The organism is Campylobacter concisus (assembly GCF_003049085.1).
GTDB lineage: Bacteria > Campylobacterota > Campylobacteria > Campylobacterales > Campylobacteraceae > Campylobacter_A > Campylobacter_A concisus_H.
Genome location: NZ_PIQX01000005.1, coordinates 37858 through 60576 on the forward strand (window position 1 = coordinate 37858; position 22719 = coordinate 60576).

Below are 22719 nucleotides of genomic sequence, written 5' to 3' on the forward strand. Positions count from 1 at the left end.
TTTACTCCTTACTTCTTGATTGCATTAGAAATTTTATAATTATTGTCCCTATTATAGCTTGAGCTAGGCTTGCTAGGATAAAAGATGAGTAAGAATAATCACTTATCTCACCTGATCTGTGTGCGATAGTAGCAACTGCTACTAGAAGTGTTAGCGGCATGGATTGTGAGAGAGAAAACAAAAATATTCCTTTAAATCCTAATTTCCCTACAAATAACACACTTGAAAAAAGCCTTGTGGTAAGCATCGCACAAAATATAAAAATAGCATCTTTTATCACTTCATTTGAGCTTAGGCTTGAGAGCTTAAAGGTTGAGCCTATGTGTATAAAAAATATCGGTACCAAAAAACCAAATCCAAAGCTTGAAAGCTTGTGCGGTAAGTCTTTTTTATGATCAAAAAATGTCGCTATAAACATACCTGCGATAAACGCACCAAAGGCAACTTCTAAATTTAAATAAAGCATAAGCGCAATCATCGAAAAAAACACCGCAATACTTAGTCTAATATCTTTTTCGTCCTTGTCATAGTGTGGCATAAGGATCACTTTAAGCCCTGGATACCACCAAAAAAGCACATCTAAAATTTTAAAGCTAAGTACGCTGATGGCTAAAAATAAGATCAAATAGCCAATCGTTAGCCATAAATTTATACTAGCTCCAAACTGCAAATAGGCTGCTATAAATGTCAAAAGCGTAATGCTTATTAGCTCACCAATAGTTGCAATAAGCATGCTTAAATTTAGCCATTTTACATCTCTGCCATACTCTTTAAATAGCGTAAATATCATACCAACGGCCATTATCGGGATAATGATAATATAGAGCAAACTAAGATCAAAACTAAATGTAAGTGCGGTTGCTAGCGAGTAGATGAGCGCAAGATAGATAAGCCCCAGACGTAAAATTTTGCGGTCAATGTTTATAAGCATTCTAAGGTCGATCTCCATGCCAGCTAGAAACATCAAAAAGAAAAAACCAACTTCGCTAATTAGCTTAAACATCTCATTCTCGCCGACAAGTCCGATGTAGCTAGCCAGTGCTCCAAGTATTATCTCAGCAGGAGCGACAGGAATGCGTAAAATTTTAGAAATATAAGGCGAAGCAAAGACGATAAATGCCAAAACGACAAGAATACTAAGCTCGCTAGCTTGATGTAATTGCAAAAAGATCCTTAAATTAAAAATGTTTGATTGTATAAAAAGCTTTGTTATTTTTTGATTAAGCTAAGCGATTTTTGGGCAAAATGGCGACAAATTTTTAAAAATTTGGAGTGCAAATTTATGCGTAAATTTCTATTTTTTGTCTTGATATTTTTTGGAATTTTTAGTTTTGGGGATGAGCTAAGTTTGGTTCAAAGTTTTAAATTTGATGGAAGCATTTTTTATAAGAAAAATACAGCCAAAGATGAGAGTTTTTACTTTTTAAAAAATGAAAATTTTGATGAGCATTTTGTAAGCTTTAGAGTGAAATTTGACAAAAATATAAAAAGTGAAAGTATGCTTGCTAAGCTAAAAAAGAAGATAAAAGAGGCTAAAGAGGTGCTTTATAGCGAAGAGAATGATCAAATTTTAGCTCTCATAAAAGATGAAACTAGCAGTAAAAATATAGAAATAATCCACTTTTTACTTAAAAAAGATGGAGTCTTAATACTTTCATATGAAAGAATTTATGATCCAAAAACTCTGGTAGATGGGCTTAAGCCTGTACTTTTAAGTGAGGCTAGAAATTTTATGCTTCAGATGCCAAAGGTAGAAGCTAGATAGAAAGGTGGATGTGGTGGTGTTTTGCACTGCATGTGGTTTTGTCAAATTTCATCAAATTTTAGTAGCCAATTCTTGTGAGTGAATGAAATTTAAAATTTGCACATAGATTGATGAAATTTACTTAAAAAAAGGGAGGGCAAAGGGGCTTGAATTTTGCTTCGCAAGCTCGCAACTGCATGGCAGATACGAAGCCATCCCCTTATCTCCCCCCAATCCCTTAACACGCTCAAAGTGCACGAAATAGTGCTGGCACACTGCATGCGGTTAAAACTCTATCAAATTTTAAAATTTTATAAGCAAGTAATTTCGGCTCTAGTGGCAAGCTTTGTAAGACCCAAAATCAGTAGTCAATTCTTGCGAGTGAATGGAATTTTAAAATTTATAAATTAAGGTTTTTAGAAATTTAAAGTTTTGTTTCTTTGTTAAGGGGGAAGAGGCTTGAATTACGAAGTCGCTCCCTTCCCCATTAACGATCCCCTAACCCCGACAACGTTAGAGGTGACATGCTCCAGTGCTAGCGCACTACATGCGGTTAAACCCTATCAAATTTAAAATTTATGAGCGAGCATATCACGGCTCTAAATTTAGTGCTAAATGAAGCGAAGCCTAAAATTAGTAGTATGCTAGGGCAAGCTAGTAAAGTTTTAAAATTTGTAAAATGGCACAAACAAAGCTATTTTACTACACGCCTTAAAAACCTCACAAATTTTTGCCAAGCAAAATTCCAAGATAGCTTGCAAGCAGGCAAAGGACAAGGTTTAAAAAGATATTTAAAAAGCCTTTTACCAGCTCGCCTTCTAGTAAAAATTTCACGCTATCAAGGCTAAAGCTTGAAAATGTTGTAAATCCGCCAAGTATACCAACAACGAGAAATACTCTCACGCTTTGGCTTAAATTTAGACAAAACAAAACGCCGATAACAAAGCTGCCAAGCACATTTACACCAAGCGTAGCTAGCGGAAAGTGGCTAAATTTTAGCAGCTCGCCAGCCAAGAACCTACATCCAGCTCCGATAAAGCCTCCAAGCCCTGCAAAAAGTAAATTTGCAAGCATTAGTGGCAGATACTTGCGAAGCTAAAACCGCGCTTTGTAAGCTCCTCGATATCCTTGCTAGCTTTCTCACCTTTTGCGGTGAGATAGTCACCTATCACGATCGCATCGGCGCCATTTTCAAAGATCTCGTATTGTCTATCGCCTAAAATTTTCTCTCTGCCACCAGCTATCATGACTCTAGTTTCTGGTAGATCTCTTTTGGTCTCACGCACTATTTTTAGGGCTTCATCCGCACTAAGAGGAGGTAGATCAAGACTCAATGCTTCATTTTTAATGAAAAAATTTATCGGTGACGAAAATGGCTCAAGCTCTTTTAGACTAGCTCTAAAGCTCACTCTATCAGCCTCACTCTCGCCAACGCCGTAAATACCACCAGTGCAAAGCATAAGACCTGCTCTTTTTGCATCTAAATTTGTCTGATATCTCTCGTCCCAAGTGTGAGTTTTACAAATTTTTGGGAAAAATTCTCGGCTTGTTTCAAGGTTGTGGTTGTAGCTAAAAACGCCAGCCTTTTTAAGCTCGCTAAGCTGCTCGTAAGTCGCCATGCCGTTACATGCGATGAGCATCAAATTTGGCACTTCTTTGCTCACGGCTCTTGCTAAAGATGCGATATAGTCGGTCTTTTTGTCATTTAGTCTAGCACCGCTTGTGACCAAACAAAAGCCAAGAGCGTGGTTTTTATAAGCCATTTTTGCCTCGTCCACCACCTGTTGCACACTTTTTTCTTTAAATTTTGAGATATCGGCACCAGCTTTGGCACTTTGCGTACAATAAGCGCAGTCCTCGGCGCAGTTTCCTTGAGTGACTGAGCATATCGCACAGAGCATAATTGTTTTCATTTTTCATCCTTTTTTGGGGCGTATTATAGCTTTGATAGGTTTAAAATTTAAGTAGGGTGATTTATGAATTTGTAAAAATAGTTTGATGAAATGTATAAATTTATTTTTATTCAAAGGGGGATAAAGGGGCTTGAGTTACGGTTTGCTTGTAGCTGTGAGCTAACGAAGCAAAGAGCTGTCCCTTTATCCTCATTTAATCCTCTAAACCCTTCGCACGTTAGAAGTGCAAGTGATAGCAATTTTGCACTGCACGAGTTCGTATATCTGGTAGGCGTCAGATAAATTTTAAAATTTATGAGTAAGCACATCACACTTCTAAATTTAGTAAGTTGTTAAGCCATGCGAATAAGATTTTAAAATTTGCTCCACGATATAAATTTATTAAAAACTATGCAAAAAGCTTAAATTTTATGACATTACTTTTTCTTATAAAAAGGTAGTTTTTAAAATTAGTAGGGTCTGAGCTTGCCAAAAAGCCCAAAAAGTGAGTGCTACGATGTGAAGCTACCCTCTAACTGAGTGCAGTTGGTGACGAGTTTTTCCCTTTATGCTGGCTAAGCTTAGCGGTGGTATCAGGCATTTAAAGTCTAAATTTATAAAAGCCAAATTTAGGCTCAAGGGGCTCAAATTTGGCTAGAAATTTTTAGTTTTCAGAAATAAGCGTCTTTTTCTTGCACTTTGTGCACTCTATAAATGTACCTTTTTTAAGCTCTTTTTTGATCATATCGCCGCCACATTCGTCGCATTTTTGCTCAACTGGCTCGTAGTTTGAGACGAAGTCGCATTTTGGATAGTTGGCACATCCGTAAAATTTACCGCGCCTGCTAAATCTCTCGACGATCTCACCACCACATTTTGGACACGGCACATCAAGCTTTTTAAGCTCACGTTTTGGTTTAGCTGCCGCAGTAGTAGCGCCTGCCTCTGCGCTCTTTTCATTATCTTTTGCGATATTTCTTGAGTATTTGCATTTTGGGAAATTTGAGCAAGCGATAAACTCGCCGTATCTGCCCTTTCTAAGCACTAGCTCACTTCCGCACTCTGGACACTTCTCACCGATCGGAGTGGCTATTTTTAGGCTTTTTATGCCAGTTTTGCCAGCGCTAATTTTTTCCATAAATGGATAGTAAAAGTCGCTTAGTACCTTTTGCCAGTCGGCCTTGTCAAGTGCGATTTCATCGAGCTTTTCTTCAAGATGTGAGGTAAATTCGCTATCAACGATATTGCTAAAGTGCTCCTCCAAAACGCCTATCATGCTAAATGTGATCTCGTTTGGTATGAGCTGCTTTTTCTCGACTCTCACGTAGTCTCTTGAGGTTAGCAGCGTGATAGTCGGTGCATAGGTACTTGGGCGGCCGATGCCAAGGCTTTCAAGCTTTTTAACAAGGCCAGCTTCTGAGTACCTAGCTGGTGGCTCGGTGAAATTTTGCGTGCTTTTTATGCTTTGCAAGCTCATCTCGTCGCCCTTTTTTAAATTTGGCAAAATTTTATCCTTATCAAGCTCGCCATAAACCTTGTAAAAGCCGTCAAATAGTACCTTTCTGCCGCTTATCTTAAACTCGCCTTTTTCGCTTGCGACATAGACATTTTGCGTTTGGCTCACACATGCGCTCATTTGGCAGGCTAAAAATCTATTGTAGATGAGTGTGTAGAGTTTTAGCGCATCCTTTTCTAGAAATTTAGCAGCAATTTGCGGTGTGAAGTTTAAATTTGTAGGGCGAATCGCTTCGTGGGCTTCTTGCGCGCCTTTTGAGCTTGTCGTGTAGCTTATCGCTTTGGCCGGCAGATACTCTTTGCCGTAGTTTTGCAATATATGCTCTCTAGCGGCTGCAACGGCCTCTTTGGCTAAATTTAAGCTGTCCGTTCTCATGTAAGTGATCGCACCCATGAAGCCTTCGTTTGTTTGCACGCCCTCATAGAGGCTTTGAGCGATCATCATCGTCTTTTTAGGGCTAAAGCCAAGGCGGTTGCTCGCACTTTGCTGAAGTGTTGAGGTCATAAATGGCGGGCTTGGCTGGATCTTTCTATCCTTGCTCTCGATCTCACGGACGCTAAATTTCTCATTTTGTAAATTTTCGATGATGTATTTTGCACGGTCTGGGTTTTGGATAGTGAGCTTCTCGATCTTTTGGTTTTCAAATTTAATTAGCTCAGCGTCTAAGTCTTTTTTAAAAACGGTGTCAATGGTGTAGTATTCAACTGGCTTAAATGCCTGGATTTCACGCTCACGGTCAACTATTATCTTTAGAGCTGCACTTTGCACACGGCCAGCGCTTAGTCCTTTTTGTATCTTTAAATTTAAAAGCGGGCTTAGCTTGTAGCCAACGATGCGGTCTAACAAGCGCCTTGTTTGCTGGGCATTGACGCTATTCATATCGATGTGTCTTGGGCTTTTTAGAGCGTTTTGTATGGCGCTTTTGGTGATCTCGTGAAAGACGATGCGAGGCAGGCTGGTTGGCTCCTTGCCGATGGCATTTGCGATGTGAAATGCGATCGCCTCACCCTCTCTATCCTCATCAGTCGCGAGGTAAATTTCATCAGCACCCTTGGCAAGCTCTTTTATCTCTTTTACGATGGCGGAGTGATCGCTGCTGATGCGATACTCTGGGGTAAATTTATCATCCTCTATCTTGATACCAAAGCTCGTTTTTGGCAGGTCTCTGATGTGACCTTTTGAGGCGATGACGTTGTAGCTTTTGTCTAAGAAATTTTTGATAGTCTTTGCTTTTGCGGGAGATTCCACGATGATTAAGCTTTTCATTATATATTATAGCCTTTGTATTTTTTGGCGTAATTGTAGCAAAAATAATTTTTAAAGTATCAAGGTGTAAAAATCAAATCCGTCTTCATTATTTTAAAAATTTTTCATTCATGCCTATAAAGTTTTTAGAAAATTTCACGATATAGTTTTTGTGCGACAAGAAGTCGTAACTAAAAAATTAAAAGGATTTACAATGAGTTTTCGTATTAACACAAACGTAAACGCACTTAACACACACGCTAACGCAGTTAGCAACAATGTTGACCTATCTAAGTCACTTAACAAACTTAGCTCAGGTCTTAGGATTCAAACAGCTGCAGATGATGCTTCAGGTCTATCTATTGCAGATAGCTTAAGAAGTCAAGCTTCAGCTTTAGGTCAAGCTATTGCAAACGGTAATGATGCTATTGGTATCATTCAAGTTGCCGATAAAGCTATGGACGAGCAGCTAAAAATTCTTGATACTATCAAGACAAAAGCTACTCAATCAGCTCAAGACGGCCAAACAACTCAATCACGCCAAGCATTGCAAGCTGATATCGTTCGTCTAATGGAAGAGCTTGACAATATCGGTAACACTACTTCATTTAACGGTCAGCAACTACTAAACGGAACATTCTCTAATAAAGAATTCCAAATAGGTGCTTACTCAAACCAAACTGTTAAAGCAAGTATTGGTGCGACTACATCTGATAAGATCGGCCTTACACGTTTTGAGAGTTCAAAATTACTTACCGCTATGGGTGAAGTAAAGCTTAAATTCTTAAACGTTGATGGTGTAAATGATGTTGGCGTTACAGCTGCTACTATTTCAACAGGTATAGGTAAAGGACTTGGTGCTCTAGCTGAGAATATTAATAAAGTTGCTGATAAAACTGGTGTTAGAGCGACAGCTGATGTTACTTGGAAAGCTAGTGTTGCTATTGCTGGTGGTCTAATTAAATCTTTAACAATCAACGGCGTTAAAATCGGCGACCTAGAGGTTAAAGCAAATGATGCAAACGGTGCACTAGTAAATGCTATCAACTCTGTAAAAGATCAAACTGGTGTTGAAGCTTCTGTTGATGCTGAAACAGGCAAAATGGTACTAACAAGCCGTGATGGTCGTGCTATAGTTGCAACTGGTACAGACATTGAGAAAGGACTTGGCGGAAAAGGTAACAATTTAACAAAAGGCTTTGTTGGAAGACTAAATTTGGTTCGTCTTGATGGTAGAGATATTAAACTAGAAGGTGGCGGTGCTACTAAATTGTCAATAGCATTCTCTGCTGATGGTGGTGCTCAACAATCAGTATCTCTAAGAGACATAAGAGGCCAAATAGATAAAACCCTAGCAACTGCTATGGGCTTCCAAAGAATGAGTAAAGCTTTATCAGTAGCTCAATCTGCTGGTGTTATGACACTTCGTGGCGCGATGGCTGTTATGAGTATCGCTGAGTCTGCTCAAAAAACACTTGATCAAGTTCGTTCAGACCTTGGTTCAGTTCAAAATCAACTTCAAGCTACAGTTAATAACATCACTGTAACTCAAGTTAACGTAAAATCAGCAGAATCTCAAATCAGAGATGTTGATTTTGCTAGCGAGTCTGCTAACTTCTCAAAACATAACATCCTAGCTCAATCAGGTGCTTATGCTATGAGTCAAGCAAACAGCGTACAACAAAACGTAATGAAGCTTCTACAATAGTTTCATTAAGGTTTTAGATAGAGGCTTTGTCGTAGTAACAAAGCCTTAAGAGTGTTAATGCTTTTACAATACGCAAACCCACGCCCCAAAGTTCTAACTTTGGGGTTTTATACTTTTGCAATCAATAAAATATCTTAAACTTTGTATATGAGCTTTTAAAATACTCATGCTAAATTTGATGCTTTAAAGCCTTAGCAATAAACTAAGGCTTTAAATTATAAACTAAATCCATCATCAACTACAATATTTTGTCCATTTACATATTTTGATACATCACTTAGTAAATAAATCAAAGCACCGCAAATATCATTTGCATCAAGCATTCCTTTCATGCCACATCTTTTTTTATATTGGCTTAAAAATGGCTCAGGCTGTCCATCTAAAATTCCTCCAGGACTTATAGAATTTACGCGGATATTGTCTTTTTTAAACATCTTTGCCATGTATTTTGTCATGCCAAGAAGGCCATGTTTTACTACTGTATATTCGACAGGAGAGTGCATATTTGTTCCCTCGTAGGTCTCAAAAGCAGGAGCTCCGATACCTTGTATAGATGAGATATTTATGATATTACCGTGACCTTGCTCTAAAAAGTATTTTATAAAATTTTGCGAGATATTAAAGTATCCGCCAAGGTGTAAATTTAAGAAGGCATTGAAATCATTCATATCTATCTCAAAAAATTTCTTACCGTAATTTTTATTTTTTGGATAGGCGTTATTTACCAGTGCATCTATGTGGCCATATTTTGAGTGTAAGAAATTTATGGCTTCATTAACAGAATTTACGTCACTGATGTCAATTTGTAAAACTTCGATTTTCGCATCTTTGTTTGAGGTTTTTATCTCATCTTTTAGTAAATTTGCTCTTTTTGTGTCGACTTCTGCTATTACTCCAACTCCGTTTTGACTAGCGATGGCTCTTATGAAAGCACTTCCTATCCTACCAGCCCCTCCCGTTACTACTATGACTTTATCTGTTAGCATTTTTTTCCTTCATTAAAAACTCTACAAATTTAAAATCCAGTTCACAATCTATATCGATTGATCTGTCTTCACTCATCACATAAAGCCCAGTTTTTGGCAAAAACAATGTATCGTTATTTAGTAAGGCTTCACGTTTCCAGATATAGATAGAAGCGTTCATATCATAAGTCTTTGGTGCATCTTGTCGTCTTACAATAGCTTTTGCTAAAGTTTTCGCAAGCCCCACATGTCCATCAGGATAAATTTCAACCAAGTTAAAGTACGGACTTCTTCTGCTTGGCATTGCAGTTATTAGATTGTCATTTTCATCGCGCAGAAACTGATTGTAAGCGTTTATGATATCGCTCACATCACGAAGTGGAGCTGTTGCATCAAGATCGATCTCATAATCAAATTTTTGCGCATAATGTTGTTCACTTTTTAAAAAAGCATCTTTTATCACATCAAGCTTTCCAGCTGTATCGCTGGCCATAGCAGCATCTCTTTTAAAAAAGACTTCTGCGCCGTATTTTACTGCCGTTTCTGCGATCAAATCGCTATCAGTACTAATTACTATATGTTCAAATAAATTTGACTCTCTGGCTTGCTCTATGGTGTAAGCGATAAGGGGTTTTCCACAAAGCTCACGTACATTTTTCCCTTTTACACCCTTGCTACCGCCTCTCGCACATATCGTACATAAAACATTACTCATTATTTTGCCTTTGAATTTGATCTATTACGCCCATAGTATCTTGTCCTTCACTAAAGCCACAAACGTATCTTTGCTCACCCAAGACATCTTTATGCATAGCTAAAAACATCTCATTTCTTGCCAAATTTGGCATGTTAAAAATTTGCCTATTGATATCTTGTTTTATGAGAGTACCTTTTATGAAATTAAGCTCATAAGTGGAGCCTTCGCACTCCACTCGCACGTTTCTATGCGTCATATGGCTTAGATAATCAATGCTTATATTGACTACTACATTATTATCTGTTTTGCCAAAGATCAAACATAAATCATCGCTTGTTATCTGCAAATTTGAGATTTTATTTTGAAAGCTTTTTACGCTCTTAAATTTGCCACACAGCCATATGGTATAGTCTAACTCATGACTAAGATCTAGCAAAACCCCACCGCCTTTTTCTTTGCTAGCACTATAACATTTTCTATAGTCTTCATTCCTCCAGCTTGGTAGATACTGTCCACAACTAGCATTTATGTACAAAATTTTTTCACTCTCCAAAAACTCTTTTAGTTTTTGTAAAAGTGGATGAAATCTAAGCACGTAGCCTACAAAAATTTTATTGTTTTTTGGTGTAAAATCGTAAAATTTCTCAAACAAAGGCTTTTCACAAAGTATTATTTTATCTTTTACTTTCTCGTCTAGAAATTTTAAATTTTGCAAATGTAAAAATGTGGGAGTTGCTATGACAAAGTAGTCAAACTTGTCTAAATTTGAGACTTCTTCTAAACTTTTGTAACAAATTTTATTGGCTACATTTTGGCTAGTAACGAGGCAGATCTCATCTATCTGCGGTAAAGCTTCCAATACTTCGTAATGCCTTTTACCAATCGAACCATAGCCTAAGATAAGAGCTTTCATCTAAAATGCCTCATCAAAATATTTTTGCGTATTCTTCATTTGCTTTTTGATACTCTTCTAAGCGGCCTATATCGATCCAGTACTCATGTATAGGAAACGAGATTACGTTTTTACCTTGGCTTATTGCTTTTTCAAAAAGAGTCGGCATATCGTAAAACTCATTTTGTGGTATTAGATCTAAAATTTCTGGCGAGAGCATATATATCCCAGCACTTACAAAAAATTTCTGCACCGGTTTTTCTGAGATCTCTACTATCTTGTTGTCATTCATTTTTACCACGCCGTAAGGAACCTCATAGTCATACTCCCTGACGCACATTGTAGCCGTCGCTTTATTTAGTGTGTGGTAGTTAAAGATATGCTCGAAATTTACATTTGTAAGAAGATCGCCATTCATTACAAAAAATGGTTCGTTTGGTCGCTCTTTAAGTAGGCTTAATGCACCTGCTGTACCCATTCTTTTTTGCTCCAAAATGTAGTCGATGTTTACTCCAAATTCTTTGCCGTCACCAAAATAGTCCTTGATGATGTCTGCATTAAAATTTACACACATCGTGATATTTACAAAGCCATACTCTGCAAATTTCTCAACTATCGTTTGAAGTATCGGCTTGTTTCCGACCTTTAACATTGGCTTTGGAGTATCTTGCGTAAGCGGTCTAAGCCTAGTACCAAGGCCTCCTACCATTAAAATGACTTTGTTTGTTTTACTGGCCGGTTTTATAATATCTTCGATATCTTCTATGCCAACTAGCTTTCCAAGTTCATCTATTAGTGGGATTTTATGAAGCTTTTTTGCAAGTGCTATTTTTAGTATTGACTCTTTTGTGTCGCCAACATTTGCAATACTTGGACTCTTGTGCACTATAAGATTTATATTGCTATTTAGATCAAGACCATTTAATAGTCCACGCCTAATATCCCCATCTGTTACTGTACCTACAAGGCTATCGTTTTCATCCACGACGATAGCTATTTGGAGCCCACCATTATTGATTGTTTGTAGGGCGTCTTTTATGGTTGAATTTACGCTTAGCTTTATATCGTTTACTATTCTCATTTCAAACCTATATCATAAAATTTCTTTTTCAAAATATCATCAAGCTCGATCTCTTTTAAAATTTTAACCATTTTTTTGCTTGAATTACCACCATCATATGGATTGGTAGTATCTTTTAAAACTTGCTCAAATTCTTTTGAACATACCCTTTTGATAGCGGCTAAAATTTCTTCTTTAACGGGCCTAACGTCTATCACACTGCTAGCTTTTGCACGTCCTTTTTGGCGGTCGCCTATATTTATGGTGGCCTTTTTAAAGCTTGGGACTTCTGAAAGGCCACTTGAGCTATTCCCTAGGACTATATCAACAAATTTTATCGCACTTAGATATCTCAGCTGTCCAAGTGAAGCAAATGCCACAGCTTTTTGTGAATTTTTACTCACATACTCGTCTATCATGTTATTTATCACATCACTATCTGTATCGCTATTTGCCTTCGTAAAGATAAAATTTGTATCTTTTAACTCATCTATTGCTTTTAAAAGCTCGCTAAATTGCTCTTTTGCACTACTATTTTCAAGTGTTACCGGATGAAATGTGATTAGTATATTTTTTTTAGCAAGCTTAAAATTTATAGACTTTTCAAACTCATCTTTATTTAGTAAATTTAGCTTTTTTATATTTTCAATGCCAGGACCGCCGACATTAAAGACTCTGCTAGGTTCTTCTCCTAGCTGGATTATACGATTTGCATACTCTCTTGTAGCTGCAAAATGAATATGGCTCATCTTTGTTATGCTGTGCCTAAAAGCCTCATCAAATGCCCCTTGAGTAGTTTCTCCACCATGTATGTGTGCTATTGGTATTTGCATGATACCAGCTACGCCAGCTACGCCAAATATCTCGTATCTATCGCCAAGAAGCACCAATATATCTGGTTTAAGTTCGCTAAAAGCTGGGGCAAATTTTTCATAAACCTTTGCCATCTCAGTGCATATATCAAGCTTTGAGTGCGAAGAGCCTAAAATTTCTATCTTTTTATCTATCTTAAATTCTTTTTCAATCTCTTTGTATGTGAGTCCAAACTCAGGACTTAGGTGCATGCCAGTGACAATAAGCTGAAGCTCAAGCTCACTATCTGCCTCAATTTCTTTTAAGAGCCAGTAAAGTAGGCCATATTCAGCTCTGGTGCTTGTCACTATACAAATTTTTCTCATATCAGATCATCTTGTTTATAATCTTTTTGTGAAATTTGTCCGATCACCTCATCCCACCTCATAGGATTTATGCCATCTCCCGGGCGTTTTACACAGATATTTTGTTCGCTAAAAATTTCGCTTTTTTTTATATCACACTTTGCTACGATCGACTTTCTAGCTATTTTTATATTTTCTCTCTCACTTTTGCTAAAGTGCTTAAGTCCGTCTCCAAGCGCTAGTTCTATATTTCTAATAGCTCTAACCATCGCCACTAGCTCATCTGGCTCAAGGCTAGCCTTGTGGTCAGGTCCAGGCATGCTCTTATCAAGCGTAAAGTGCTTTTCTATGATCTTTGCACCCATGGCAACCGCTGCGATATCGACCTCAATGCCAAGCGTATGATCACTATATCCGACCTCAAGCCCAAAGGCATTTTTTAGAGTTATCATCGCCTTTAAATTTACATCCTCCATCGGCGTTGGATACTGCGTATTTGCATGAAGAAGGCTTATATTTTCACGTTTCGTGCCGCTTTTTACAAGTACTTCTATCGCGGCTTCCACCTCGCCTAAATTTGCCATGCCAGTTGAGAGAATGATCTTTTTATTTAAGCCACCTATCTGCCTAAGATAGGGTAAATTTGTTATCTCGCCACTTGGGATTTTAAATGTACTAAGCCCAAGCTCATGAAGAAGCTTTATGCTGTCGCCGTCAAAAGGAGTTGAGAGAAATGTGATATTTTTTTCTTTGCAGTAGGCTATGAGCTCTTTATGCATATCCTCATTTAATTCAAGCTTTTTTATCATCTCAAACTGGCTTTCATTTTTATCGGTAGTTTGTTTTTGATAGTTAGCCTTTTGTGCGTTTTTTGAAACTAGGTTTTGAGCTTTAAAGGTTTGAAATTTTACCGCGTTAGCGCCAGCTCTGGCTGCTACATCGATCAGTTTTTTGGCTAAATTTATATCGCCATTGTGATTAACCCCAGCCTCAGCTATGATAAAAACCCTATTTGACATCAAATCTATCTCCTACTTTTATCTTTCCAGCATACTCATACTCTACAACTTTTATAAAGCTATCTCGTGTTTTAACCAAAAAAGAATCTCCATCTTTACACAAGATCGCGCCAGGTATGCATTTGTATAGCGGTGCATCCTTTATAAGCTCTACTTTATTTATTTTCATCTCTTTACCATTTAAAAATGCCCTTGCTGCTATAGCCGGATAACAAATGGCACGTACAAAATTAAATACTTCTCTACTTGTTTGGTTAAAATTTAAATTTTCGTCGCCTTCTATACGTCTTGAGCAGTAAAACCCAACACCCTCTTGTTTTTTGGACTCTGCTTTACCATTTTTAAATAAACATATCGCTTGGTATAGTATGTTCGCACACTCACTATGCGCTTTTGTCAGTATGCTTTTGTAGTCATCGTTGTCTGTTATAGTAAAACATTTTTGCAAGATTATGTCGCCGGTATCTATACCAGTATCTATATAATGTACAGTTATTCCAAATTCTTTTTCGTCATTTATCAAAGCCCAGTTTAGGATATTTCTACCTCGATAAAACGGCAATTTACCTGCGTGGCAATTTATAGTTTTATATTTTGGCAAATTTATAATATTGGGTTTAAAAATTTGATTAAAAGACATTGATACAAACAAATCACAATCATATTCTTTAATTCTGTCAATAAACTCATCAGAATTTATATCTTTATGCTTTAAATAGTCAATTTTAAATTCGTTTGCATAATTTAGAAGTTTTTCATCATTTGAATCATATCTAGCACAGATAAATTTTATTTCTATATCTTTGTCTTTAATAAGCTTATCAAATGCGTTATGGCTCCAAATACCATCTGCAAAATAACCCATCTTTAGTTTCATGCTAATCTCCTTATATTATTTTGCATATACATAAGCTACACCCTTGCACTACTTGGAATATTTACTATCCTATCGCTTAGAAATTTAGCATTTTTTAGCTCATCTCTTTGGCACTCCTTAAACATATCAAGCTCATTCATGAGCTGCCAGATAGGACGTGTAAAAACGCCATTTTCATTGCTAAATTTCAAGAACTCATCTCTTTTTTCGTGACTATCAAAAAGAACCGCATTTAACCAAAAATTTGACCTAGCGCCCGCTGGCTCATCTATAAATTTCACATCATCAAATTTAGAAAAATACTCTTTATAGATCATCGCTAGCTCACGTTTACTCTTTAAAAATAGCTCCAAATTTTCAAGCTGCGCCACAAGCAGGGCCGCATTTAAATTTGGTAAGCGGTAGTTGTAGCCGATCTCGCTGTGACGATATTCAAAAGGATGTGGCACTTTGGCTGTGGTGGTGATAAATTTAGCATGCCTTGCTATCTCCTCATCGTTTGTGATGATAGCTCCGCCACCTCCGCTGGTAACGATCTTATTGCCATTAAAGCTCATCGCTGCAAGCTTGCCAAAATTCCCTGTATGAGTGCCTTTATAGTAGCTGCCAAGGCTCTCGGCGCTATCTTCTACCAAAACGATATTCCAACGCTTGCAAATTTCAGCTATCTCATCTATCTTGCAGGGTAGCCCGAAAGTATGCATAGGCACGCAGGCACGTACTATCCTGCCGCTAGTTTTATTTACACATTTGCCGCCTTTTAGCTTGCAGTTTTTCTCTAAAAACTCGCTAAGCGCTGCTGGCGACATACCAAGCGTGTCAAGGTCGACATCCACAAAAACTGGCTTTGCAAAAAGGTAGCTAATGGTATTGCAAGTGGCTATAAAGGTAACTGGCTGTGTGATCACTTCGTCATCTTGGCCAACACCAGCTAGTTTTAGGCAGATATGAAGCGCAGAGGTGCCATTTGTCGTAGCAACTGCGAATTTAGCACCAACCATTTGAGCTAGCTTGCTTTCAAACTCATCTACAAATTTACCGACACTTGAGACAAAGCTAGAGTCGATGCATTCAAGCAGATATTTTTTCTCGTTGCCTATAAATTTAGGCTCGTGAAGTGGGACTTTGTCCTTGCCAAAGGTGCTTTTTATAAAGTTCAAAACCTCGTCAAAATCACATTTTCTCATCGAGATATTTTCCTGTTTCTTTATGCATGAAATTTGGTATGAGCTCGAAAACTTCGCGCAAAATCTCCTCTTTGCTCCATGTCAAGCTTGATTTTAAATTTAAGATATTGTTTTTAAAAATTTCTAGCTTTTTGCTGTCAAAATTTGCATCATTTTTGACGATACCAATATTTTGAAGCCTTTGCATATCAAGCCTCTCACCGTCAACAAAAAACTCCTCATAGTCCTTCTCTCCAGTCGTGTCGCTAGGCGTAAAAAGGCAAGGGTAAAAGCCATCTTTTGGAAGCTCTTTTGCAAGCTTTCTGGCCTCCTCCTCATTTTCACATAAAAATGGCTCGTATCCTAAATTAGCCAAGTAGCGCTTGGCTATCTCGCTAAATGTTATAAGGTCTAAATTTTTATCTAGTTTTGGGAAAAATATATCTCTATTTTCACCAAAAATGGTGCTTAAAAGACAAAGCTCGCCGCTCTCTTTTGGTATTAAAAAATAGCGCCTGACGTCATTTGGGGCGACTATGGGCTGAGACTTTTCTATGCGTTTTTGAAAACCAAAAAGAAGTGAGCCATCACTAAATGCCACGTTTGCAAATCTAGCCATCGAAACGTCTATATTTAAGGAGTGTCTAAACGTAAACATCTCCATGATGCGCTTGCTAGCTCCCATTAAATTTACAGGGTTTGCAGCCTTATCGGTGCTAACACAAAAGTATTTTTTTGACTTCATACTAAAGGCTTGCATTAGCGTTTTGTCGGTATTAAAGATGTTTGTTTCGAGCATCCTCATAAGCGTAAACGGATCTTTTTCACTTCTAACATGCTTTAGAGCTGATAAATTTAACACGTAGTCAAATCCGCCACTTTGTGACACAAGTGCGTCAAACTCAGCACTTGCAACATCTATGGCAAAAGTTTTAAAGTCGCCATTTATATATCCAAACTCGCTTCTTATGTCACGCACTAGCTCGACAAGGTTATTTTCAGAGATATCAACGACGTATAGTTTTTTTGGATCTCTTATAAAAATTTCTTTTGTCACGGCTGAACCGATAGAACCGGCACCACCAATAACTAGAAAGCTCGAACTTGAAACTATCTCTTTTAAGTCTTTACCAAGCGCATTTATGTCATCTTCAAAGAGATTTTTCGTGCGTCCTATTAAGCTTAATATATCCATGCTTTAGTCTTTTTTTGGAAAGATGCCACGTTTTTTAAGCTCTTTTATAAGAGGTTTTGAGGCTTCTTTTGTTGTTTCTATATCCGCATTTATACCGCCAGCTGCTGAAAATAGCCAGTATTTATGAAATTCTATCCATTCAACTAATTTATTAGTTTTTTCTTCGTCTGTATCGCTTGGTGCTACTGATACTTTGGCAAGCTCTAGTTCTTGATAATAAGTCGAGATAGCAAAAATATTTTCTATATATCTCATATACTTTTTATGAGATATACAATTTTTAAGCTTATCTATCTTGTTTGATATCCCTACAAGCTGTTTAAAATGCTTTGTATTTATTTCATTCTTATCTCTTAAAAGCATAAAATTATCAATTTTTGGAGTTAGTTCTAAAAATACTTTTTCTATTTTTTCTTTAGCTTGTGTTTGAACTCTTATTTTGTTTTGTATTACTTCATAGGCTTTTAACAAATTTTTGTTAGCTACTTTATCGCTATCTTTTTTGATATTTGGTAAATTTTTAACTTTTTTACCTTTGCAAAGCTCATTCATAACTTCTAAAAAAGGTTTCTCTATGGCACCATTTATTCTAGCTCCACCTTCAGTGCAGTTATATGATTTTATATCTTCTAATTTAGCTTGCTTGATATCATTTTCAAATTGATTTTTAAATAGCATCCATACATAAGTAGTTCTTACTTCTCCTTCACCACCATATGCAGTGGTGTATAAGTTTTCGTCCGGCTGAGCGATAGTGTGACCTTTGGCATGACTTGCACCATCTTTACCAAAAGCAAGATCTTGACCTATAAAAATAATATTTTTATGCCCTAAGACATACGCTAGCTGGTAAGCCATATTTGCACAACTATGTCCGACGCCAAGATATCCATATTTGTTGAGTCTAAACATTTTTTCTTCTTGTTGAGGCCTCATCGTAAGCACTAAACGTCTAGGTAATATATTTTTTACAGTTTGGCTGTGTGTCACTGAAGCTACAATAAAATTTATATCATCATCAAATCCAGGGTGCTTTTTTTCAAAAAATGTAGAAGTAGGTACCATTCGTTCAATTGATGTTACATAATCTGGCTTTATGTCATTTCTTGCGAGTATTGGATAGGATGCATCGACACTTATAATGCTTACATAAGGTGCAAATTTTTTAAGTGTTTCTAACTGTTTATCTAGGCTTGGACCTGTTGAAACAATGATTGCTGTATCCATAAGACCATGTCTTTTTTTAACTAAGTTTGTATAGCAGTAATTAGTAAGCATATGAGGTAGATTCTCGATATGCTGTTTTGTGCCTATTAGAAGATCATCTATGCTATTTCCATGGGAAACGACATTTTGAGAAAAGGCTCTTGTTATATCTTTATTTATTTTGATATAGTCATCTGCAAAATTATCATAATAGTTAGAGTGGATTATTAAGCTATAAGTTTTAGCATATATATCTAAATCACTATGCGACACAAGATAGTAAAACTGTACATATGCAGCAAATTCGGAATAAAAAAGAACAATTTGTTCATCTTTAAGCTCATCTGATATATCAATAATATTTAAAACAAGATGTATGATTTCAAGTTCTGGTTCTATGATAACAATTTTTTTATGAGTCTTGTTTTTTGCCAAAGCTTTATAAAATATACCAGTTCCTAAGCCATAAAAAAAAAGTCCTGGATATCTTTTATATTTTTTTTCTATATCATCAAGCATTTTACTAATTTCTTCAACCGGATCTTTATATATTGTTTCATTAGATTCTTTATTGATGATATTTATGCGTATTGGATCACTTTTATCTAGAACGATTTCGTATTTAGTTTGTATATTCATACCAAAAAGTCTAGCAGCCAAGACCTCATCTTGTTGAAATAGTGCTTGAAGATTTTTTTCAAAAATAGGGTTTGTTATCCCACTTAAATTTCTTTCTATTGTCTTTTTTTTATCCGACATGAATATCCTTAAAAAATATGCTAAGTATAGTATTAAAACACTAAAAATTTAAGCAAAAGCTGTGCCAAATTTAAAATTTATTTATCAAAGCTCTGCTCTTTCTAGCTTCTATTTCGTCAAAATTTCGTTATTGTTTAGGGTTTTTCGTAAAAAGTGGGAGATAAATTTAGCCTTTGCAAAGTCGCAAAGGCATGAAAATTACTTCAAAATTCTAGGCAGTGTGATGCCTTCTTGGGCTTGGTATTTGCCGTTTTTATCAGCATAAGTCACCTCGCAAGGCTCATCACCTTCGATAAATAGTACCTGTGCGATGCCCTCATTTGCGTAGATCTTCGCAGGAAGTGGCGTCGTGTTTGAGATCTCTATCGTGATATGCCCCTTAAATCCCGGCTCAAAAGGCGTCACATTTACGATGATGCCGCACCTTGCGTATGTGCTCTTGCCAAGGCAGATCGCTAGCACGTTATCAGGCATGTTGAAGTACTCGATCGTGCGTGCCAAAGCAAAAGAATTTGGCGGCACGATGCAGACATCGCCCTTAAAATCGACCACATTTTTCTCATCAAAATTCTTTGGATCAACGACGGTTCCGCCGATGTTTGTGAAAATTTTAAACTCATCGCCCACGCGGATATCATAGCCATAGCTAGAAACACCGTAACTAACGACGCCACGGCCCACTTGCTCCTCGGCAAATGGCACGATCATGTTCTTTTCAACCGACATTTTCCTTATCCAAGAGTCTGATTTTAAACCCATTTTTGCTCCTTTTTTGGGGCGATTATAACGCTTTGCGTCTTTAAAGTAAATTTAATGGCACTTTGCAATAAATTTTGAGAAAATCAGTATAATTTTGAGAGAAAAATTTAATAAAGGACAAAAATGCAAGAGAGAAACGCTGAAATTTTCACAGGAGAACGAGCGATGTTTGGGGCAAAGGGGATAAATTTTATTAACTGCATCTTTAAAGATGGCGAGTCACCGCTAAAACACAGCTCAAATTTAAAGCTAAATGAGTGCGTTTTTGCCTACAAATATCCACTTTGGTACGCAAGCGACATCACGCTAAATGGCGGATACTTGGAGCCTCTAGCAAGGGCTGGCATGTGGTACAGTACAAATTTAAGCTTCAAAGACGTGCTCATAAATGCGCCAAAAAGTTTTAGAAAAAGCTCGCAAATTTCACTTGAAAATGTAAATTTCTCAGATGCCGCCGAGACACTTTGGGGGTGCGTGGACGTGAAGATAAAAAACGTCTTTGCAAAAGGGGATTACTTCGGGGCAAATAGTGAAAATTTAGAGGTTGATGGGCTAAATTTAGACGGCAACTACTGCTTTGATAGTTGCAAAAATCTTCGCATCACAAACTCAAAACTCATCTCAAAAGATGCCTTTTGGAACTGCGAAAACGTGGTCGCGCAAAACTGCCTCATCTCAGGCGAGTACCTAGCCTGGAACGCGAAAAATGTGACACTCATAAACTGCACGATAAAGAGCTTGCAAGCGCTTTGCTACGTGGAAAATTTGGTCGTGAAAGATTGCATTTTTATGGATACGAGTCTTGCGTTTGAATATTCAAGTGTCGATGTAAGCACAAGCGGAGCGATAAAAAGCATAAAAAATCCAAAAAGTGGCGTGATAAGAGCAGCAAAGATAGATGAGATCATCATCGATGAAAGTTTAGTTGATACTAAAGGTATTAAGATAATTATTACTGAAAAATAACTTAGCAAAAAAGAGTAGCTTTGAGTTCTCGTTTTTGCTTCATAAAAAAATTTTTTATCTAATTTTCGCTACAATTAGACGCTTATATAAAAATTTAGGAGAAATTTCTATGAAAAAAGAAGATATAAAAGAGCTTATCGAATTTTTTAATGATATGGAGATGAATCATATCAAAATAAAAAGTGGTGATTTTGAGGTAGAGCTTGAAAAATTTTCAGATTATTGCGCGCCTGCTAAACCAGCAGCACAAGCACCAGCTCCAGCACCTGTAAATGTAGTCGTTAATTCAGAGGTAAAACCAGCTGCAAACTCGCCAAAAGATAGCATAAAATCTCCTATGGTAGGTACTTTCTATGCTGCTCCAAGCCCAGGTGCTGCTCCATTTGTAAAAGTAGGTCAAAGAGTAAGAAAAGGCGATGTAGTAGGTATCATCGAGGCTATGAAGATCATGAACGAGATCGAGGCTGAGTTTGACTGCCAGATCACTGAGATGCTAGTCTCTGACGGACAGCCAGTTGAGTTTGGATTGCCGTTATTTGGCGTGGAGAAAAATTAATGGAATTAAAAAGAATTTTAATCGCAAACCGAGGCGAAATCGCTCTTCGTGCTTTGCGAACGATAAAGGAGATGGGTAAAGAAGCCGTTGTAGTTTATTCAACCGCTGATAAAGACGCACTTTATGTAAAATACGCCGACGTGGCCATTTGCATCGGTAAAGAGCGCTCAAGCGATAGCTATCTAAATATCCCAGCTATCATAAGTGCAGCTGAGATCAGCGAAGCAGACGCTATTTTTCCTGGATATGGCTTTTTAAGTGAAAATCAAAATTTTGTTGAAATTTGCTCACATCACAAGATCAAATTTATAGGACCAAGTGTCGCTGCGATGGCTTTGATGAGCGATAAAAGTAAGGCAAAGCAAGTCATGCAAAGAGCTGGCGTACCAGTCATTCCCGGCTCAGACGGCGCTGTGGCTGACACAAAAGCTGCAAAAGAGCTAGCTAAAAAGATCGGCTATCCAGTCATTTTAAAAGCTGCTGCAGGTGGTGGCGGACGTGGTATGCGCGTGGTTGAAAAAGAGGCTGATTTAGAAAAAGCATTTTGGTCTGCTGAGAGCGAGGCGATGAGTGCATTTGGCGATGGCACAATGTATATGGAAAAATATATCCTAAACCCACGCCACATCGAAGTTCAAGTAATTGGCGATAGCCATGGCAATGTACTTCACATCGGCGAGCGTGACTGCTCGATGCAGCGTCGCCACCAAAAGCTGATCGAAGAAAGTCCAGCTATTTTACTTGATGAAAAAACAAGAGAGAGACTTCACGAAACAGCCATAAAAGCGGCAAAAGCGATTGGTTACGAGGGAGCTGGTACGTTTGAGTTTTTAGTTGATAAAAATTTAGACTTTTATTTCATTGAGATGAATACAAGACTTCAAGTTGAGCACACAGTGAGCGAAATGGTAAGCGGACTTGATATCATCGAGCTTATGATAAAAGTGGCTGAAGGCGAGGCACTACCATCACAAGAGAGCATCGAGCTAAAAGGTCATGCGATCGAGTGTAGGATAACAGCTGAAGATCCAAATACATTTACGCCGTGTCCTGGTAAGATCACAAAATATGTCTGCCCAGGTGGCCGCAATGTAAGAATGGATAGCCATATCTATCAAGATTATTCTATACCGCCGTATTACGATAGTATGATTGGCAAACTGGTAGTTTGGGATACTGATAGAAATAGAGCGATCCATAAGATGAAAGTAGCTCTTGATCAACTCATAATAAATGGCATCAAAACAACAAAAGATTTTCACATCGCTATGATGGAAAACAAAGACTTTTTAAACAATAACTACGATACAAATTATCTTTCAAGACACTAAATTTTTAAG

At 37.4% G+C, this 22719-nt stretch carries 20 protein-coding genes; 5 read left to right on the forward strand and 15 right to left on the reverse strand.

The features are described 5' to 3' along the window. Window position 1 precedes the first annotated feature (1 nt). A complete protein-coding gene (locus CVT13_RS06935) occupies window positions 2–1165 on the reverse strand; it encodes a cation:proton antiporter (protein ID WP_103588295.1) in 1164 nt (387 codons plus the stop codon). A gap of 117 nt (window positions 1166–1282) precedes the next feature. On the opposite strand from CVT13_RS06935, the gene CVT13_RS06940 reads away from it, so the two are divergent. Beyond that, complete coding sequence (locus CVT13_RS06940; protein ID WP_107812147.1) at window positions 1283–1765, forward strand: hypothetical protein; 483 nt, start codon at window positions 1283–1285, stop codon at window positions 1763–1765. 699 nt (window positions 1766–2464) lie between these two features. On the opposite strand, the gene crcB is transcribed toward CVT13_RS06940, so the two are convergent. From crcB to topA, 3 genes are all read right to left on the reverse strand, one after another. Beyond that, on the reverse strand, window positions 2465–2818 hold the full coding sequence (gene crcB, locus CVT13_RS06945; RefSeq protein WP_107812053.1) for a fluoride efflux transporter CrcB: 354 nt from the start codon (window positions 2816–2818) through the stop codon (window positions 2465–2467). Continuing rightward, complete coding sequence (locus CVT13_RS06950) at window positions 2818–3657, reverse strand: biotin synthase (protein ID WP_107812054.1); 840 nt, start codon at window positions 3655–3657, stop codon at window positions 2818–2820. Before CVT13_RS06950 ends, crcB begins: the two co-directional genes overlap by 1 nt. Window positions 3658–4300: 643 nt before the next feature. Next, entirely contained in the window at window positions 4301–6421 is a 2121-nt protein-coding gene (topA, locus tag CVT13_RS06955) for a type I DNA topoisomerase (RefSeq protein WP_199907288.1), read from the reverse strand. A 190-nt stretch (window positions 6422–6611) separates the two neighbouring features. Between topA and CVT13_RS06960 the strand changes: the two genes are divergently transcribed. Further along, on the forward strand, window positions 6612–8105 hold the full coding sequence (locus tag CVT13_RS06960; protein ID WP_107812056.1) for a flagellin B: 1494 nt from the start codon (window positions 6612–6614) through the stop codon (window positions 8103–8105). Window positions 8106–8320: 215 nt separating this feature from the next. Here CVT13_RS06960 and CVT13_RS06965 read toward each other — a convergent pair whose 3' ends face one another. The 11 genes from CVT13_RS06965 to dcd form a co-directional block, all read right to left on the reverse strand. Further along, the gene (locus CVT13_RS06965) at window positions 8321–9091 is read right to left on the reverse strand and encodes an oxidoreductase (protein WP_107812057.1); all 771 of its coding nucleotides are present in this window, start codon (window positions 9089–9091) and stop codon (window positions 8321–8323) included. Then, complete coding sequence (locus CVT13_RS06970; protein WP_107812058.1) at window positions 9078–9785, reverse strand: cytidylyltransferase domain-containing protein; 708 nt, start codon at window positions 9783–9785, stop codon at window positions 9078–9080. The genes CVT13_RS06965 and CVT13_RS06970 overlap by 14 nt, the downstream gene beginning before the upstream one ends. Further along, entirely contained in the window at window positions 9778–10680 is a 903-nt protein-coding gene (locus tag CVT13_RS06975; protein ID WP_107812059.1) for a Gfo/Idh/MocA family protein, read from the reverse strand. The genes CVT13_RS06970 and CVT13_RS06975 overlap by 8 nt, the downstream gene beginning before the upstream one ends. Window positions 10681–10693: 13 nt before the next feature. Further along, window positions 10694–11740 carry a nucleotidyltransferase family protein gene (locus CVT13_RS06980; protein WP_107812060.1) on the reverse strand — a complete coding sequence of 349 codons (1047 nt, stop codon included), beginning with the start codon at window positions 11738–11740 and terminating at the stop codon, window positions 10694–10696. After that, window positions 11737–12897, reverse strand: a complete 1161-nt coding sequence (gene neuC / locus CVT13_RS06985; protein ID WP_107812061.1) for a UDP-N-acetylglucosamine 2-epimerase — start codon at window positions 12895–12897, stop codon at window positions 11737–11739. The genes CVT13_RS06980 and neuC overlap by 4 nt, the downstream gene beginning before the upstream one ends. After that, complete coding sequence (gene neuB, locus CVT13_RS06990) at window positions 12894–13895, reverse strand: N-acetylneuraminate synthase (RefSeq protein ID WP_107812062.1); 1002 nt, start codon at window positions 13893–13895, stop codon at window positions 12894–12896. Before neuB ends, neuC begins: the two co-directional genes overlap by 4 nt. Next, the gene (locus CVT13_RS06995) at window positions 13885–14772 is read right to left on the reverse strand and encodes a methionyl-tRNA formyltransferase (RefSeq protein WP_107812063.1); all 888 of its coding nucleotides are present in this window, start codon (window positions 14770–14772) and stop codon (window positions 13885–13887) included. The genes neuB and CVT13_RS06995 overlap by 11 nt, the downstream gene beginning before the upstream one ends. 35 nt (window positions 14773–14807) lie before the next feature. Then, entirely contained in the window at window positions 14808–15959 is a 1152-nt protein-coding gene (locus CVT13_RS07000; protein ID WP_107812064.1) for a LegC family aminotransferase, read from the reverse strand. Next, on the reverse strand, window positions 15946–17133 hold the full coding sequence (locus CVT13_RS07005) for a UDP-N-acetylglucosamine 4,6-dehydratase (RefSeq protein ID WP_107812065.1): 1188 nt from the start codon (window positions 17131–17133) through the stop codon (window positions 15946–15948). The genes CVT13_RS07000 and CVT13_RS07005 overlap by 14 nt, the downstream gene beginning before the upstream one ends. 3 nt (window positions 17134–17136) lie before the next feature. Then, window positions 17137–19098, reverse strand: coding sequence for a 6-hydroxymethylpterin diphosphokinase MptE-like protein (locus CVT13_RS07010; protein WP_107812066.1), 1962 nt, complete (start codon window positions 19096–19098; stop codon window positions 17137–17139). Window positions 19099–19296: 198 nt separating this feature from the next. Further along, on the reverse strand, window positions 19297–19857 hold the full coding sequence (gene dcd / locus CVT13_RS07015) for a dCTP deaminase (RefSeq protein ID WP_021091674.1): 561 nt from the start codon (window positions 19855–19857) through the stop codon (window positions 19297–19299). Window positions 19858–19980: 123 nt separating this feature from the next. Between dcd and CVT13_RS07020 the strand changes: the two genes are divergently transcribed. The 3 genes from CVT13_RS07020 to CVT13_RS07030 all read left to right on the forward strand — a co-directional run bounded on the left by CVT13_RS07020 (window position 19981) and on the right by CVT13_RS07030 (window position 22710). After that, on the forward strand, window positions 19981–20823 hold the full coding sequence (locus CVT13_RS07020) for a DUF3737 family protein (RefSeq protein WP_107812067.1): 843 nt from the start codon (window positions 19981–19983) through the stop codon (window positions 20821–20823). Window positions 20824–20932: 109 nt separating this feature from the next. Beyond that, window positions 20933–21379: an acetyl-CoA carboxylase biotin carboxyl carrier protein gene (gene accB, locus CVT13_RS07025; protein ID WP_084041901.1), complete on the forward strand. Its 447-nt coding sequence runs from the start codon at window positions 20933–20935 to the stop codon at window positions 21377–21379. Beyond that, a complete protein-coding gene (locus CVT13_RS07030) occupies window positions 21379–22710 on the forward strand; it encodes an acetyl-CoA carboxylase biotin carboxylase subunit (protein WP_107812068.1) in 1332 nt (443 codons plus the stop codon). Before accB ends, CVT13_RS07030 begins: the two co-directional genes overlap by 1 nt. The last annotated feature ends 9 nt before the right edge of the window (window positions 22711–22719 follow it).